This is a genomic window from Rhizobium sp. CCGE 510 (assembly GCF_000292525.1).
Lineage (GTDB): Bacteria > Pseudomonadota > Alphaproteobacteria > Rhizobiales > Rhizobiaceae > Rhizobium.
The window spans coordinates 1-15890 of sequence record NZ_AEYF01000044.1; the positions used below are offsets into that span (position 1 = coordinate 1).

Annotated in this window: 13 protein-coding genes and 1 pseudogene; 5 read left to right on the forward strand and 9 right to left on the reverse strand. The window is 62.7% G+C overall.

The features are described 5' to 3' along the window. From RCCGE510_RS20140 to RCCGE510_RS20150, 3 genes and pseudogenes are all read right to left on the reverse strand, one after another. A pseudogene (locus RCCGE510_RS20140) lies at positions 1–344 on the reverse strand (IS481 family transposase); the annotation flags it as partial. Positions 345–401: 57 nt separating this feature from the next. Further along, positions 402–1766, reverse strand: coding sequence for an EAL domain-containing protein (locus RCCGE510_RS20145; RefSeq protein ID WP_037079495.1), 1365 nt, complete (start codon positions 1764–1766; stop codon positions 402–404). Positions 1767–1924: 158 nt separating this feature from the next. After that, entirely contained in the window at positions 1925–3649 is a 1725-nt protein-coding gene (locus RCCGE510_RS20150; protein ID WP_007632997.1) for a response regulator, read from the reverse strand. Positions 3650–3832: 183 nt separating this feature from the next. Between RCCGE510_RS20150 and mutL the strand changes: the two genes are divergently transcribed. Then, positions 3833–5650, forward strand: coding sequence for a DNA mismatch repair endonuclease MutL (mutL, locus tag RCCGE510_RS20155; RefSeq protein WP_007633000.1), 1818 nt, complete (start codon positions 3833–3835; stop codon positions 5648–5650). 173 nt (positions 5651–5823) lie between these two features. Beyond that, positions 5824–6054 (forward strand): DUF2093 domain-containing protein, encoded by a 231-nt coding sequence (locus RCCGE510_RS20160; protein WP_003588271.1) that lies wholly within the window; start codon positions 5824–5826, stop codon positions 6052–6054. Here the strand turns inward: RCCGE510_RS20160 and lpxK are convergent. From lpxK to RCCGE510_RS20190, 6 genes are all read right to left on the reverse strand, one after another. After that, positions 6051–7094: a tetraacyldisaccharide 4'-kinase gene (gene lpxK / locus RCCGE510_RS20165; RefSeq protein WP_007633002.1), complete on the reverse strand. Its 1044-nt coding sequence runs from the start codon at positions 7092–7094 to the stop codon at positions 6051–6053. The two genes, RCCGE510_RS20160 and lpxK, sit on opposite strands and share 4 nt — an antisense overlap. Positions 7095–7278: 184 nt before the next feature. Then, positions 7279–8001 carry an HAD family hydrolase gene (locus tag RCCGE510_RS20170; protein WP_007633003.1) on the reverse strand — a complete coding sequence of 241 codons (723 nt, stop codon included), beginning with the start codon at positions 7999–8001 and terminating at the stop codon, positions 7279–7281. A 9-nt stretch (positions 8002–8010) separates the two neighbouring features. Then, complete coding sequence (waaA, locus tag RCCGE510_RS20175) at positions 8011–9330, reverse strand: lipid IV(A) 3-deoxy-D-manno-octulosonic acid transferase (RefSeq protein ID WP_007633004.1); 1320 nt, start codon at positions 9328–9330, stop codon at positions 8011–8013. A gap of 175 nt (positions 9331–9505) precedes the next feature. Continuing rightward, positions 9506–9754, reverse strand: coding sequence for a DUF4170 domain-containing protein (locus RCCGE510_RS20180; protein WP_007633006.1), 249 nt, complete (start codon positions 9752–9754; stop codon positions 9506–9508). 61 nt (positions 9755–9815) lie between these two features. Then, positions 9816–10625 (reverse strand): 3'(2'),5'-bisphosphate nucleotidase CysQ, encoded by an 810-nt coding sequence (locus RCCGE510_RS20185; RefSeq protein ID WP_007633007.1) that lies wholly within the window; start codon positions 10623–10625, stop codon positions 9816–9818. A 17-nt stretch (positions 10626–10642) separates the two neighbouring features. After that, positions 10643–11989 carry a TldD/PmbA family protein gene (locus RCCGE510_RS20190; RefSeq protein WP_007633008.1) on the reverse strand — a complete coding sequence of 449 codons (1347 nt, stop codon included), beginning with the start codon at positions 11987–11989 and terminating at the stop codon, positions 10643–10645. Between the two features lie 119 nt (positions 11990–12108). Between RCCGE510_RS20190 and RCCGE510_RS20195 the strand changes: the two genes are divergently transcribed. The 3 genes from RCCGE510_RS20195 (at position 12109) to RCCGE510_RS20205 (ending at position 15883) form a co-directional block, all read left to right on the forward strand. Beyond that, entirely contained in the window at positions 12109–13923 is a 1815-nt protein-coding gene (locus tag RCCGE510_RS20195) for a monovalent cation:proton antiporter-2 (CPA2) family protein (RefSeq protein ID WP_007633010.1), read from the forward strand. Between the two features lie 91 nt (positions 13924–14014). Then, positions 14015–14422, forward strand: coding sequence for a hypothetical protein (locus tag RCCGE510_RS20200; RefSeq protein WP_007633011.1), 408 nt, complete (start codon positions 14015–14017; stop codon positions 14420–14422). An 87-nt stretch (positions 14423–14509) separates the two neighbouring features. Then, the gene (locus RCCGE510_RS20205) at positions 14510–15883 is read left to right on the forward strand and encodes a PepSY domain-containing protein (protein ID WP_007633012.1); all 1374 of its coding nucleotides are present in this window, start codon (positions 14510–14512) and stop codon (positions 15881–15883) included. Positions 15884–15890: the final 7 nt, after the last annotated feature.

The following is a 15890-nucleotide window of genomic DNA, read 5'->3' on the forward strand; positions in this document are numbered from 1 at the left end:
GGCAGACGTGAAATGCCGTGGCGCTGCAAACACCTGTGCAACGACGAACGCGTCAGATGTGAGATGGTCGGCTGAAGAGCGTAGAGGCAATCATCGAGCGGCAGCAATGTATGTCGGCGGAAGGCGACGATGACGGCCTCTTCTTCGAGGGAAAGGGTCGTCGAGTGTGGGGTTTTCGGGCCTGTAGGAAGGTCGACCAACGATGTCCGCTTCTTCCATTTCGCCACGGTCTTCTGGTTGATCCCGTATCGCTTCGAAAGCGTTCTCAGGCTCTCTTCACTATTTTGTATTGCTCGACGGATTGCCTCTGTCGTCGTGGCGCTCCCGTGTAGAACCTGGCCCATAGTGCTTCCCTCCATGCCAAGGAAAATAATGCACCATCAAATGCCGGGACTAAACACCTAGGCGCTGACACGCTCCACCATGGCCGGATCGTAATAGTTCTCGTGCAGGAAGCGCAGCGTCGCGATACCGTCGGCCGGGCGGCCGAAGTGATAGCCCTGCCCCATGCCGCAGCCGAGCGTGCGCAGCTTGACCGCCTCAGCATAATCCTCGATGCCCTCAGCCACGACTTCCAGGTCCAGGCCGTCGCACATGGTCAGGATCGCCTTGATGATGTGTTCGGAGGCGCGGTCGGAATTGATGCGGGAGACGAAGGCACGGTCGATCTTGATCTTGTCGAAGATAAAGTCACGCAGGCGCCCGAGGCTCGACTGGCCGGTGCCGAAATCGTCAAGCGAAATGCGCACACCGGCGGCGCGCAAATCGGCGATGATGCGGTGGGCGGTATCGGCCGAGCTCATCACTGCGGTCTCGGTGATTTCCAACTCCAGGCGATGCGGGTCGAAACCGACGCGGCCGAGGATCGACAGGACGCTGCTGCTCGTGCCCGGATCCATCAGCTGGGCCGAGGAGAGATTGAACGACAGGAAGAGTTCGCGCGGCCAGGAAAGGGCGGCTTCCGCGGCTTTGCGCAGCAGCGCCTCCGACAGCGCATCGATGAAGCCGCGCTCTTCGGCGAGCGGCACGAAGACGCCGGGCGAGACGAAGCCGAGATCGGGATCGTTCCAACGGGCGAGCGCCTCGAAGCCGACGACCTGATTGTTGGAGAGCGAGACGATCGGCTGGAAATGCACGTCGATCGCGTCGGAGATGATGGCGTTTCTAAGCGCCTGCTCGAGCTGCGTCGCGCGCTTCATTTCCTGGGCGATCTCGCGCGAATAGACGGTGACCTGGCCGCGGCCGCGGCGCTTGGAGCGGTAGAGCGCGGTTTCGGCGCTCTTCAGCAGGTCCTCGCAATCTTCACCGGCGAACGGATAGATGGCAAAGCCGAGCGAGGCCGAGAGGCGGACGTTACGGTCGCCGAGGTCATAGGGTGCCGACAGCACCTCGCGGATCATCTGGCCGAATTTTTCGGCACTCGCCCGCTCGAAAATCAGCGGCAGCACGAAGGCGAATTCATCCCCGTCATGGCGGGTAACCAGCGCGCCATCAGGAATACAGGCCCTAAGGCGGTGGGCGACCTGGCACAGGATTTCATCGCCGGCCGTCGAGCCGAAGAGATCGTTGATCGGCTTGAAACTGTCGAGATTGGCGATGCCGATGGTGAAGGGAGCCGGATCGCTGGCGCGCTCCGAAGAGATCTGCAAGACCTTGTCCCGCATGCGATTGCGGTTTCCCAATCCGGTCAGCGGATCGGTATAGGCCATTGCCTGAAGCTCATTCTGACCGACGGTCGAGAAGGCAATTTCCGCCGATTTCATTATCCACCCGAGCTTTCCCGCGCCACGCAGAGAATGACCGGCATATCTTAACAATTCGATAGTAAATCAGCAGCCCTTGCCGCTTGGACCCTCCGAAATTCAGGGAGTTGACGGCTATTCCGACGAAAGCGCGTCGCATCAAACTTGATTTATGCGTCGCATTAGCCTCGCGCTCGCACGGCCTCTTCCATCAGGTGCCTCTGAAATATGGCCTCGAGCATGTCAGGGCTGACAGGCTTCATGATGACATCGTCCATGCCTGATTTGGCGCATTCGGCGCGGTCTCGTTCGAAGGCCTGGGTGAGCACGCCGATGATCGGGGTGCGGGCTCCGTCGCCGGTCTCCTCCATCTGCCGGATAAGGCGGGCGGCCTCGAAACCGTTGAAGCCCGGCAGGGAAATATCCATCAGCACGATCTGCGGCCGGTGCTCGGCCCACAGACGCACGACCTCGTCGCCGGTTGCCGCGATCATATGGCGATAACCAAGGCCTTCGAGGATCTGCGAAAAAACGATCTGGTTGATATCATTGTCTTCGGCGACAAGAACCTGCAGGCCGACGATGTCGTCGGAAATGCTGATCTCCCAATCCGTATCAGCACCCGCAGCGCTATTGCGGCTGTTGCGGTTGAAATGGCGGGCGATCTGGAAGGTAAGCTCGTTGGCGATCTGGAATCCGTCCATGACCAGCGCCGGGATACCGTACTGCTCGGCAAGCTCGAGGCAGCGCATGCCCATCTGATTATCGATGATCAGCAGATCGAGCGAAATGCCGGAGGAAGTGGCGATTTCCAGGAACCGCTCCTCCTCGTCCTCGCCGCGGACCGAGCAGGATTCGAAACCGTATTTCGACAGCGTCCGCAGCGCGGCGGTCTCGGCGGCGAGGTCGGCAGTGACGACGAGAACCTTGCGGCCGGAGAAATTCTCCGGAACGATCGCTTCCATCGCCGCCGGCTCGCGGCGCTCGATGGCGCTCGGCGCCGGCACATAGGCCCGGCGATAGCTTTGATTGCTGGAGGTGGTGATCGCGGATGCACGGCCGAACTCGTCGAGATCGGCGCCATCGCGTGGCAGGTCCTGCATGGTCGACACCAGGAAATAGCGGCCCGACTTGCCGATGCGGTGCTTGCGGCTGACGATGTCGCGCTCGATACCGTCGCGGGAAATCTGCCGCTGGCGGGAGATGGACATCTCGCCGGTTTCCAGCACATGCCGATCGCTTTCCTCGAAGCGTTTGGCGATCTCATCTGAAAAGAGATCGGCGCTCTTGCGCCCGAGCACCTCGTCGGCGGTGGTCTGATATTTCTCGCAGAAGGCGATGTTGACCGCGACATAGGTGAGGTTGCGGTCCTTGACGAAGAGCGGGAACGGCAGATTGTCGAGAATGTCCTCGGTGAGCTGCACACGCTCGAGATCCGAGCGCCATTGCTCTTCGCGCTTCTTGTCCTCGGAAATGTCGGAAATGATGGTGACGCCGTAACCGCCCGGCAGCCGGCGCTTGACGAAACGGACCCAGCTGTCGGTACCGTGGCGCTCGATGGAGTCGAAGCGCTCGCGCCAATGCGAGGCGATTTTCTGCGACAGCCAGTCCTCGCGGCTCAGTGAGCCGCGCTGCTTCACATCATATTGCTGGCGAATGCCGGTGTCGTACATCGCGCCGAGGAAATCGCGAAGCCGCGTCCCGGGCTTCAGCATTTCGGGTGGCAGTGGGAAAAATTCCAGCGTCTGGCGGCTGGCGAAGATCAGATGATCGTTCTTGTCATAGATGATGAAAGCTGCCGCAAGGCTTTCGCACACCACATCGAAAAGCGCCGTCTGCAGATCGGCCGCGGCGGAAATCCCGTCGGTTTCTGATGATGTGTCCGCCTTTTCGAAGCCGGCACTCATTCCATTGCGTCCCACATCTGTTCGATTTCACAGCTTCCGGAGGTATATGAATAGAAATGCCATTTTTATGTTAAAACCGGCTTAACATTAGCCGTCCCCGAATTTGACGGAGGTCGGGAGTAGGCTTTGGAAAAGCCCATCGAAAGCCCTTCCCTCCGACCCGCGAATCCTCGAAAATAGCCCATGGCCATCAGACAGCTTTCCGAAACGCTCATCAACCAGATCGCCGCCGGCGAAGTCATCGAACGGCCGGCGAGCGCTGCCAAGGAACTGATCGAAAACGCGATCGATGCGGGCGCGACGCGGATCGAGATCGCCACATCAGGCGGCGGCAAGGCGCTGCTGCGCGTCAGCGACAACGGCTCGGGCATGGACGCGGCCGATCTGGAACTGGCGGTCAGGCGTCACTGCACCTCGAAGTTATCTGAGACGCTCGAGGATATCCGCACACTCGGCTTCCGCGGCGAGGCGCTGCCCTCGATCGGCTCGGTCGCAAGGCTCAGCATCGCCAGCCGCAGACGCGACAGCGCCGGCGGCCACGAGATCGCTGTCAACGCCGGCAAGATTACGCATATGCGCCCGGCGGCCGCCAATCCCGGCACGATCGTCGAAGTGCGCGACCTGTTCTTCGCCACGCCCGCCCGGCTCAAATTCCTCAAGACGGAGAAAGCCGAGGCCGGCGCCATCACCGAAATCGTCAAGCGCATGGCAATCGCCTTCCCGGCCGTGCGCTTCGTGCTGTCGGGCTCGGACCGCACGACGCTGGAATTTCCGGCGACCGGCGACGATCACTTGGCGCGCATGGCGCAGGTGCTCGGCAAGGAATTCCGTGACAATGCTATCGCGCTCGACGCCGAACGCGAGGCGATCTCGCTGACCGGTTTTGCCGGCGTGCCGACCTTCAATCGCGGCAACTCCGCCCATCAATATGCCTTCGTCAACGGCCGGCCGGTGCAGGACAAGCTGATCCTCTCGGCGATCCGCGGCGCCTATGCCGAGACGATTCCGTCCGGGCGCCATCCGGTGGCGGTGCTGTCGATCACGCTCGATCCGGCGCTCGTCGACGTCAACGTGCATCCGGCAAAATCCGACGTGCGGTTCCGCGACCCCGGTCTGGTACGCGGCCTGATCGTCGGTGCCATCCGTGAGGCCTTGGCGCGGGACGGCAGCCGGGCGGCAACGACCGGGGCAAGCGACATGCTGCGCTCGTTCCGCCCCGGCTTTCAGCCGCACGCACAGCGGCCGCAGACGGCATGGTCGGCCGAGACCTCGCCCTTTCGTCCCTACCATCCGGCAACAGGTTTTTCCGAACGGCCGCAGGCGTCCTTCGACGGACTGTCGATGCCGACAGCGCGGGCCGAGCCGCAGTTTTCGCCGCAGCCGGCGGCAGCCGACAGTACCTCTGCCGAAACAGCCGCGCGTTATCCGCTCGGCGCGGCGCGGGCGCAGATCCACGCCAATTATATCGTTGCCCAAACCGAGGACGGGCTGGTGATCGTCGACCAGCATGCCGCGCACGAACGGCTGGTCTTCGAGGCGATGCGCAAGGCGCTGCATTCGAAACGGCTGGCCTCGCAGGTGCTGCTCATCCCCGAGATCGTCGACATTCCGGAAGAGGATTGCGATCGGTTGATGCAGCATGCAGCCGAGCTTTCCGAACTCGGGCTGGCGATCGAGCGTTTTGGCCCCGGGGCGATTGCCGTGCGCGAGACGCCGGCCATGCTCGGCGAGGTCGACGCGCATGGGCTGATCCGCCAGCTTGCCGACGAAATTGCCGAATGGGATACGGCGTCGGGCCTGTCGGCCAAGCTCGAATATGTGGCGGCGACCATGGCCTGCCACGGATCGGTGCGCTCCGGACGGCGGCTGCGGCCGGAGGAAATGAACGCGCTGCTGCGGGAAATGGAAGTGACTCCCGGCTCCGGCCAGTGCAATCATGGCCGGCCGACCTATATCGAATTGAAGCTCAGCGATATCGAGCGGCTTTTCGGCAGAAGCTAAAAAAGCTGGAAAAGCAGCCTTTGCGGGAGTATGGCAGACTAAAGCGTGCCGCGATCTTTCAGATTCGCTTAGCCCACGCTTTGGGTCTTTGGTGTTACGCATGTTGTGATCGCAAAACCGCGGCACAGTTTTGCGCAACATGCTCTCATGACAGGCTGCAGGGAACGGAGCGCATGAATTTGTTCGAAGGACACGGAAACCGCGAGGCGAAGATCCGGTATCTCGATGGCGATTTCCAGATCCTCTCGCCCGGCTCCTATGTCGTCTGCGCGATGACGGGAAAACAGATCCCGCTCGACGAGTTGCGCTATTGGAGCGTCGCCCGGCAGGAACCCTATGCCGACGTGATCTCGGCCATCGAAGCCGACAAACGCGCCGGCGTGTTGCCCAACCAGCGGCGCTAAGTTTTCGCCTTGATCTCCCGCAGGCGCCGCTCCCGGCAGGCGGCGATCGCCCGGTCGATGATCAGGCTTGGTGCGCGGTGGTCCTCGAAGACCATGTCGACCTCAATCACCCGGCTCTTTTCGGCGAGCTCTGCCGCCTTGCCGGCATGGCCGGAGAGGCGGACGAAATCCTTGGTCGTCGTGACGATCAGCAGGCCCTGACGCTCGGCGGTCGTCAGGATGTCGTCGACCTCATCCTCAGTCAGATGTTCGTGGTCGCCAAAGGTCTTGGCAACAATGATCTCGGCGCCGCGCGATTCGACCGTGCGGAAAAATTTGGCGGGATCGGCGATGCCGGCGAAGGCGAGCACCTTCATGCCGGCAAGCGTGTTGTCGCCGCGCACTTTCAGCGATGCGGTGAAATAGGGCTTTGCGGCGCGCGCCGCCATGCGGACGATCCTGTCGGCTGCATTGCCGCCACCGACCTTCAACAGGGCCGTCGCAGAACGCAGTTGCTGGCGGATCGGCGCGCGGACCGGGCCGCCCGGCACGATATGGCCGTTGCCGAGACCGCGCGTCGCGTCGATGACGAGCAGGGCATAGTCGATCGCCAACCGGGCACTCTGGAAACCGTCGTCCATGATGATGAGATCGGCGCCCTCCGCCACCAGACGCTGAGCGCCGTCGACGCGCCGGCGGGAAATCACCGTCAACGCCTCCTGGGCAAGCAACAGCGGCTCATCGCCGACAGCGACCGCGCGGTGATGATCGGGATCGACCACGGTCGTCACATCAAGCGAGCCGCCATAACCCCTGCTGAGGAAGCCGGGCTTCAGTCCTTTCGCCTTGGCGGCACGGGCAATGGTCAGCGCCGTCGGCGTCTTGCCGGCGCCGCCAACGGTGAAATTGCCGACGCAGATGACCGGAATCGGAACCGAGGCACGGCGCGCATGGGCCATGCGGTGGCCGGCGATACGGCCGTAGAGAAAGGAAAGCGGCAGCAGCAGCCAGGCCCGCCAATCGGCTTTCCGCCACCAGAACGGCGGCGCTTCGGATATCATCTTGCCGTCCCGCTCCCCTGCCCGCCATTATTGCGGCCAGACCCCTGCTTTTCTCGACAGGCCGGATTGAGAAGCCAAAACCGATGAAAATGCAAGTCTTTACCGACCGAAGCATGTCGCGCAAAAGTGTGCGCGGTTTTGCGATCACGACATGCGTAAAACAAAACCTGAAGCGCGACGCGCTTTAGGCCGGCTGCAGGTCCGGCAGCAGCGTCTCAAGAGCGGTGATATCGTCGAGCACATGATCGGCTGCGGCGGCAAGCGAATCGCGCGAACCGGTGCCGGTCAGCACCGCAATCCTCAGCCCTGTGCCGGCATTCAGCCCCATGTGCAGATCGTGATTGTTGTCGCCGACCATCGCGACTTCCTCCGGCGAAAGACCGGTCGCGGCGCAGAAGCCGAGCACCATGCCCGGCTCCGGCTTGACGCCGAAACCGCTGTCGTAGCCGGCGATGTAGTCGACATAGTGGGCGAAACCGAAGCGTTCCGCCGTCTGGCGGATCGACCGTTCGTTGTCGCTGGAGGCGACACCGAGCTTGAAGCCGCGCCGATGCAGTCTTGCGAAAAAGCCGGCGAGGTCGGTCACCGGCACGGAAAATTCGGCGGCGCTGGAAAACAGGGCGTCGAGGCGGATCGTCAGTTCGTCGACATCGACCATCGAACCCGCGGCAACCAGACCCTCGGAAATCTGGCGGGTGTTGCCCGCAGCAAGCAGGCTGTCGGGAACGATATGGCCGGTCACAGGATCCATGCCGCAGGCAGACAGCAGCCGGTCGGCAAGAAGCGGATCCCCTTGGGCTGCAATGCGGGCAAGCTCCCGGTTCACCGGCAGCCAGCTCTCGTCATAATCGAGCAGTGTGCCGTCCTTGTCGAAGAGAATGCCTTTGATAGGGGACGCTGCCGACATGATATATCCTCAGACCTGGGCCACGGCCTTAGGCAGCAGCCGCGCCTTCACCGTCAGCGGATTGATGTAGGGTTCCAGCCCCTTCACGGTCGCGGTCAGCGCACCGCGCATTTCGTGCACAGCGGTGATGCCCGCCTCGATCATATTGCGGCGGGCTTCGTCATTGGTCAGCAGGTAATGCACGCCCTTGGCCAGCATTTCTGTATCGCGCACCATACGGGCGCTGCCGCTACGGGCGAGCTTCTGATAGGCATCGCGGAAATTCTGCACATGGCCGCCGGAGAGAACGGCGCAGCCGAGCATGGCGGGCTCCAGCGGGTTCTGGCCGCCTTCGGCAAACAGCGAGCGGCCGACGAAAGCGATTTCGGTCAGTCTCAAATAGAGGCCCATTTCGCCGATGGTATCGCCGAGGAAGATATCGACATCGGCCGACAAGACATCGTCACGGGTTCGGCGGGCGACTTTCAGCCCCTGCTTGACCAGGGCCGCCTCGATCTCGTCGCAGCGCTCGGGATGGCGCGGCACGATGATCGTCAATTGACGATCGCGCTCCCTCAGCGCCCGATGGACGATGGCAGCGGCATTCTCCTCGCCGTCGAAGGTCGAGATCGCCGCCCAGGTCTTGCGGTCGCCGATCTGCTTGTTGTAGCGGGCAAGGACAGCGCTGTCATAGGGTGGTGCGTCGGTATCGACCTTCAGATTGCCGGAGGTGATAACGGGAACAGCGCCGAGATCGCGGAAACGTTCGGCATCCATATCCGACTGGGCGATGACCAGGGCAAGATTCTCGAACAGGGCTTCGGCGATCGCCGGGCGGCGGCGCCAGCGGGTAAAGGAACGGTCCGACATGCGGGCATTGATCAGGATCTGCGGAATGCGGCGGCGGCCGAGCTCCAGCACCGTGGCCGGCCAGATCTCGGATTCGGCGATGATGGCGCAATCGGGCTGCCAATAATCGAGGAAGCGGCTGACCGACGGCTTCAGGTCGAGCGGCACATATTGGTGGATCGCGTCTTGACCGAGCCGCTCGGCGGCGAGCTTGGCGGAGGTGATGGTGCCGGTCGTCAGGATGACATGAATGTCGCGGCGGCGGATTTCGCGGATCAGCGGGATGACGGCATTGGTTTCACCGACGCTTGCGGCATGGAACCAGACAAGCGGGCCTTGCGGCCGGTTGGCGCTCGGATAGCCGAAGCGTTCCAGGCGCCGCGCCCGGTCTTCCTTGCCCTTGGCTGTGCGGTAGGTGATATAGAGGCCGACAACAGGAGAGGCCACGGTTCCCGCCAGACGGTATGCGCTCAGACCGAACCGAGCCATCCGGGAGCTCATCGTGCCTGCCTCCGATCCAAACCGATCGACATCAAACCCATTCCCTCATTATCGTTGCGGCCGCAATGACCGATCAATTTGTTCAGAATGCGTCCAACAATCCGGATCGACGGGCACCCGATGCACGAAAGCCCGGCCCGCCGAGCGGTCGACCGGCCGGCGGCACTTGCCAGGGTCAGTTGCCCTTGACCTTTTCCTGGGGGTCGAGCAAGCGATGCATGTGGACGATGAAGTAGCGCATATGCGCATTGTCGACCGTCTGTTGCGCTTTCGCCTTCCAGGCCGTCAGCGCCGTGGCATAATCCGGGAAAATGCCGACGATATCGAGACCGTTCAGATCACGGAACTGGACGTCATCGAGGCTTTCCAATTCGCCGCCAAAAACGAGATGCAGAAGCTGCTTCTTGTCACCGGATTCAGTCATTTTTTGTTCTCTTTCTGCTATTCTCCTCCGCCACCCCATCTGCGGGATTTTGACGGAAACGTCAACTGTCTCGTCGGCCCGCAAAGGCCGCGAGGAATTCGTCGAGACGGGGCGTCGGTGCTGCGCAGAGGACGTTGTGGGTGACGGCGGCGCGATTGTAGACGATCGGCCTGCCTTCAAGGTCGACGAGACCGCCGCCGGCGCGGCTAAGGATCAGATCGGCGGCGGCAAGGTCCCAATCATGCGAATTGCCCTTGACGAAGGTGCCTTCGAGCCGACCGTCCGCCACCATGGCGATGCGATACGCGAGCGACGGAATATGTTTGTGGCGGGTGACCCGGTCGCGAAACTCCGGCGGAAAGGTCTTCAACAGATCCTCGCCGATCGCCAGGCGGCTCATCTGTTCCGGTCCTGCAGCGGAGACGGTGAAGGGCACGCCGTTCTTCACCGCCACGCCGCCGTCGACGGCCTCATAGAGTTCCTCCAGCGCCGGGGCATAGAGCACGCCGGCGACCGGCCGGCCGCGATGAACGACCGCGACGCTGACACACCAGACATTTTGCCCGCCGAGGAAGGCACGCGTGCCGTCGATCGGATCGACGATGAACAGCGTTTCGCGCGAAAGGCGGTCAGCATCATCGTCGGTTTCCTCAGACAGCCAGCCATAGTCCGGCCGGGCCTTGCGCAGAATGGTCTCGAGCGTCTTATTGGCGGCAAAGTCGGCGGCGCTGACGGGGGAGCGGTCGCCGTTCTTCCACCAGACCTCGGGAGACTGGTTGAAGAAGCCGAAAGCAACCGCACCGGCCTCTTTCGCAGCATCGACAATCAACGCGAGATCGCTCTGCCAGCGAGACTTTTCCCTATCGCTCATCCCCGCCTATCCGTTTCTCACTGTCCTGCGAGCGTCATGCCTTCAATGGCGAAGGTCGGAGCCGCGACGCCGAATTTGCGGTCGATGTCGTTTGCCAGCGTCAGGCGCATGAACATGTCCTTGAGGTTCGAGGCGATCGTCACCTCGGAAACCGGGAAGGTGAGTTCACCATTCTCGATCCAGAAGCCGGTGGCACCGCGGCTGTATTCGCCGGTGATCATGTTGACGCCGTGGCCGATCAATTCGGTGACGTAAAAACCGTTGCCGACGCTGCGGATCAGTTCCTCGGGCGAGATTTCGCCTGGTTCAAGCGCAAGATTGGTCGAGGACGGCGAGACTGCGGTGCCGCCGCGCACGCCGCGGCCATTGGTCTCCAGACCCAACTCGCGGGCGGTCGAGGTCGAGAGAAACCAGTGCTTCAAGACGCCGTCTTCGATCATCACCAGCCGCTCGCCCGACACGCCTTCACCGTCGAACGGCCGCGAGGAGGGGCCGCGCACGATCAACGGATCGTCGGTGATCGACAGGCCCGCCTTCAGCACCTGTTGACCCATCTTGTCGCGCAGGAAGCTGGACTTGCGGGCGACGGCGGCACCATTGATCGCGCCGGCGATATGGCCGACGAAACCGCGGGCGACGCGCGGGTCGAAGATCACGGTAACATCCTTGCCGGTCGGCACCTGGCGAGGATTGACGCGCTTTATCACCCGTTCGCCGGCGCGACGGCCGATTTCAGCGGGATCGTCGAGCTCGGCATAGTAGAGGCGGCTGTCGTAGTCATAGTCGCGCTCCATGCCGGTGCCTTCGCCTGATATGACGCTGACGGAATGGCCGAACCGCGAGGCCATGTAGCTACCCTCGAAACCGTGCGAGGTGGCAAGGACGAGGCCGCCCATGCCGGCCGAGGCGCCGGCACCGGAGGAGTTGGTGACACCCTTGACCGCCAGGGCGGCTGCCTCAGCGGCAAGGCTCGCCTCGCGCAGCATCTCGGAGGAGACCTCGGTGGTATCGAGCAATTGCAGGTCGGGATAGGATTTCGAAAGGCTCGCCTCATCCGCCAGGCAGGCGAACGGATCTTCCGGAGAGACCTTGGCCATGGCGACGGCGCGTTCGGCAAGCGCCTGGAGATCGAAGCCCGGATTGGCCGAGACGCTGGCGACGCGTTTGCCGATGAAGACGCGCAGGGAAAAATCGTCGCTTTCGGAGGATTCCGTGCCCTCGACCTTGCCGAGACGGACGCTGACCGATTGCGAGCGCGACCGGACGACGACGGCGTCGGCAGCGTCGGCCCCCGCCTTCCTGGCCAGATCGATCAATTGACTTGCGCGGGAAAGAAGTGTCGAGGAATCAATTTCTGAGGACATGATTTGGCCTTTCCTTCGGCTTCCATTTATTGTGCACTCTCCCAAGCATCAAGGCCGCCGCCGCCGATTCTTTGTCGGGGTTGCCTGCGTGCTCCCCGCCGTCGAAAGAAATCGCCCTGATGTCAGCGCCCCATGCCTTTTTTTCCGAAACGATCCTGCTGCTCGGCGGAGCCGTGGTCGCCGCGCCGATCTTCAAGAAACTCGGTCTCGGCACGGTGCTCGGCTATCTCGCTGCCGGCATCGTCATTGGCCCGGTTTTCCACGGCATCACCGATGGCGAACAAATCCTTGCCGTCGCCGAACTCGGCGTCGTCTTCCTGCTCTTCATCATCGGACTGGAATTGAAACCCACGCGCCTCTGGCAGATGCGGCGCGACATTTTCGGCCTCGGCACGGCGCAGGTGGTGGTCACCGGGCTGGCACTGACCGCACTCGCCTGGTTCTCGCACGTTCTCGATTGGCGCGGCAGCATCGTCGCCGGCTTTGGCCTGGCACTGTCTTCGACGGCCTTCGCCATGCAGATCCTCGAAGGCGACGGCGACGTCAATACGAAATACGGGCAGCGTTCCTTCTCGATGCTGCTGTTCCAGGACCTGGCGATCGTGCCGCTGCTGGCGCTGATCACCGTTCTCGACGGCGGCGGCAAGGGCAGCAATGCGCCGCTTGCCGATTTCGCCGTCGCCGTCGGAGCGGTCGCGGCGATGGTCGTCATGGGGCGTTACCTGCTGACGCCGCTCTTCCAGATCATCGCCCGAACCGGCGCGCGCGAGGCGATGATTGCCGCTGCCCTCTTCGTCGTCATGGGATCGGCTAGCCTGATGCAGCTTGCCGGGCTTTCGATGGCGATGGGCGCCTTTCTGTCCGGGGTGATGCTCGCCGAATCCTCCTACCGGCACGAGCTGGAGGCCGATATCGAGCCCTTCCGCGGCGTGCTGCTCGCCATCTTCTTCATCGCCGTCGGCCTATCGCTGCAGCTCGACGTGCTTGCCGACAACGCGCTCTTCGTCATCGTCGCTGTGCCGATCATCATGGCGGTCAAGGCAATCGTCATCTACGGGCTTTGCCGGCTCTCCGGCTCTCCACACGACGATGCGATCCGGATCGCCTTCCTGCTGCCGCAAGGCGGCGAATTCGGCTTCGTGCTGTTTACCGCGGCGGCAACCGTCGGGCTGATGTCGGCGAGCACGGCATCGCTGCTGGTCGCGATCGTCACACTGTCCATGGCGCTGACGCCGATCGGCGCGGCCCTATCGAAGCGCCTGCTCAACGGCGACGAGCACGAGGAATTGGACGAGGATTTCGAGGGCGCCGGCGCCGATGTTCTGATGGTCGGCTTCTCGCGTTTCGGCCAGATCGCCGCCCAGATCCTGCTTGCCGGCGGGCGCAGCGTCACCGTCATCGATTTTTCGGCGGACCGTATCCGCCAGGCCTCCGCCTTCGGCTTTCGCATCTATTTCGGCGATGGCGCCCGCAAGGACGTGTTGCGCTCGGCCGGCATCGACCGGGCGAAGATCGTGCTCGTCTGCACGCAGAAGAAGGAAATCACCGACAAGGTGGTGGAACTGGTGCAGGCGGACTATCCGCACACCAGGCTTTACGTGCGCTCCTACGATCGCATCCATTCGATCGAGCTGCGCAACAAGGGTATCGACTACGAACTGCGCGAAACGTTGGAATCAGGCCTGCTCTTCGGGCGGCGGACGCTGGAAGCGCTCGGTGTGCCCGAGGTCGCCGCCTATGAAATCGGCGAGGATATCCGCAAGCGCGACGAGGCGCGCCTGGTGCTGCAGGTTTCCGAAGGATTGCAGGCCGGCCGCGATATGCTGTTTTCCCATCCCGTCCGCCCCGAACCGCTGGTCAAGCCGAAACGGGCCGCCGATCCCTTCGAGGACGATCCGCTGGCAGGCACCGTGGATGCGACGGCGGAGGCCTGATCACCCCTGGCCGGCTTCGCGAAATTGACGCATTGAATATCAGCTCCGCCGCGTTTATCACCGGGCAATCGGAGCCATCCAAGAGGCAAACTTGATCAGACGGGCGAGACAGATCGAACAATGGGCACTGCGCATCCTGTGCGCGGCCGCCCTCGTTTTTGTCGGGCTCGTCCATCAGGCTCCCGTCGCAGCCGCCAGCGATTCCAGTCCGGCTGAACTCGCCCAATATGTGCTTCCCGATGGAACGCTGCCGACGCTTTGCGTCACGGTTACCGACAACTCCGACCAAGGCCAGCACGACAAAACCCATTCGCATGGTTGCGAGGCCTGCCGGATCGGCGCCTCGACCCTGCTGCCGGCACCGATGGATGTGGCCGGCGCTCCCATAGGCTTTGCGGTTGCGGTTGAATTGCCGATCCGGGCCGAGGTCTTCCATCGCCAGCTTTTCCCGCCCAATACCGGTCCTCGCGCTCCCCCTTCCGATCCGATCCTCGCCTGAACCTCGTGTTGCGGCAGGCGCCGTGACGCCTTTCAACGCCGGCCGAGCTGCACTCTCGCAGTCGCCCGTGGATACGGATCTAATCTCATGTCGACCATCACTGCCGCCGGACCGGCGGAGGACGCCGCCAGCGGCGTTTCGCTCTACCGTGCCATCTGGCGATGGCACTTCTTTGCCGGGCTTCTCGTCATACCCTTCATGATCAATCTGGCCGTTACCGGATCGCTCTATCTCTTCAAGGACGAGATCAATAATACCGTCTTCGGCTACCGCTACATCGTTCAGCCGACCGGTGATGCGATGCCAGCCGAACGGATCGCAGCGATCGCCGCCGCCGCGGTGCCGGGCTCGACCGCGACCTCCTACAAAGACCTGGCCCTGCCTGAGCGATCGGCCATCGTCACCGTCGCCAGCAATGCCGGCGCGATGCTGGTCTTCGTCAACCCCTACAATGGCAAGGTGCTCGATGTGGTCGGATCGACCGACGAGTTCAATTTTGTCGTCAAGCGCATCCACAGCCTGGCCTATTTCGGCGGCATGACGAACCGGCTGATTGAGATTACCGGCGGCTTTGCCATGGTGCTGGTCGTCACCGGCATCTATCTCTGGTGGCCGCGCCGCCAGACCGGTGGTGTCGTCAGCGTGCGGGGAACGCCGGGCCGCCGGGTTTTCTGGCGTGACCTGCATGCGGTCACAGGCGCCTTCGCTGGCGTCCTGATCTTCTTCCTGGCGATAACAGGCATGCCGTGGTCGAGCTATTGGGGGGCGAACGCCAATGCCTGGCTGACCGAACACGGCCTCGGCTATCCCGTCCAGCTCTGGGACGAGGTGCCGAAGTCGCAGAAGGTCACCGGGGACATCCTGCCGAAGAGCGGCTGGATCGTCGAGAAGGCTCCGGTTCCGCTTTCCGATATCGCCGCAGCGCAATCGGCCAAGCCGATCGGCCTCGACAAAGCCGTGGAGATTGCCAAGCGGCTCGGCATGGCGCCGGGCTTCGACGTGGCAATCCCCTCCGACGAGGCGGGCGTCTATACCGCCTCGCTCTATCCCGACAATCTCGCTGACGAACGCACCCTCCATATCGACCAGTATTCCGGCAAACCGCTGATCGATATCGGCTTCAACCAGTATCCGTTCCTCGGCAAGGCGATCGAGTGGGGCATCAATGTCCACCAAGGACAGGAATGGGGACGTTTCAACCAGCTGCTGATGCTCGCGACCTGCCTGGCAATCATTCTGAGCTGCGTGACTGGTGTCATCATGTGGTGGAAACGCCGGCCGGTCGGCCGGCTTGGCGTGCCACCCATGCCGCCAAAGCGCTCAGTCTACTATGGCTTGTGGGTGATCACCGGGATCTTTGCCATCGCCTTCCCGATGAGCGGGCTCGCCGTTGTTGCGATGATCGCCTTCGACCAGATCGTCGTGCGGTTCGTACCCGCGTTGAAACGCGTTCTCGCCTGAGGCAGAC

What these genes read in the sequence shown, in the direction of transcription:
- RCCGE510_RS20170 (WP_007633003.1), bottom strand. Translation starts at nt 8,001, where the DNA reads ATGTCGGCAGCGTCCCCTATCAAAGGCATTCTCTTCGACAAGGACGGC.
- RCCGE510_RS20195 (WP_007633010.1), top strand. Translation starts at nt 12,109, where the DNA reads ATGTCAGCGCCCCATGCCTTTTTTTCCGAAACGATCCTGCTGCTCGGC.
- RCCGE510_RS20180 (WP_007633006.1), bottom strand. Translation starts at nt 9,754, where the DNA reads ATGACTGAATCCGGTGACAAGAAGCAGCTTCTGCATCTCGTTTTTGGC.
- waaA (WP_007633004.1), bottom strand. Translation starts at nt 9,330, where the DNA reads ATGAGCTCCCGGATGGCTCGGTTCGGTCTGAGCGCATACCGTCTGGCG.
- RCCGE510_RS20190 (WP_007633008.1), bottom strand. Translation starts at nt 11,989, where the DNA reads ATGTCCTCAGAAATTGATTCCTCGACACTTCTTTCCCGCGCAAGTCAA.
- RCCGE510_RS20205 (WP_007633012.1), top strand. Translation starts at nt 14,510, where the DNA reads ATGTCGACCATCACTGCCGCCGGACCGGCGGAGGACGCCGCCAGCGGC.
- RCCGE510_RS20150 (WP_007632997.1), bottom strand. Translation starts at nt 3,649, where the DNA reads ATGAGTGCCGGCTTCGAAAAGGCGGACACATCATCAGAAACCGACGGG.
- lpxK (WP_007633002.1), bottom strand. Translation starts at nt 7,094, where the DNA reads ATGATATCCGAAGCGCCGCCGTTCTGGTGGCGGAAAGCCGATTGGCGG.
- RCCGE510_RS20185 (WP_007633007.1), bottom strand. Translation starts at nt 10,625, where the DNA reads ATGAGCGATAGGGAAAAGTCTCGCTGGCAGAGCGATCTCGCGTTGATT.
- mutL (WP_007633000.1), top strand. Translation starts at nt 3,833, where the DNA reads ATGGCCATCAGACAGCTTTCCGAAACGCTCATCAACCAGATCGCCGCC.
- RCCGE510_RS20160 (WP_003588271.1), top strand. Translation starts at nt 5,824, where the DNA reads ATGAATTTGTTCGAAGGACACGGAAACCGCGAGGCGAAGATCCGGTAT.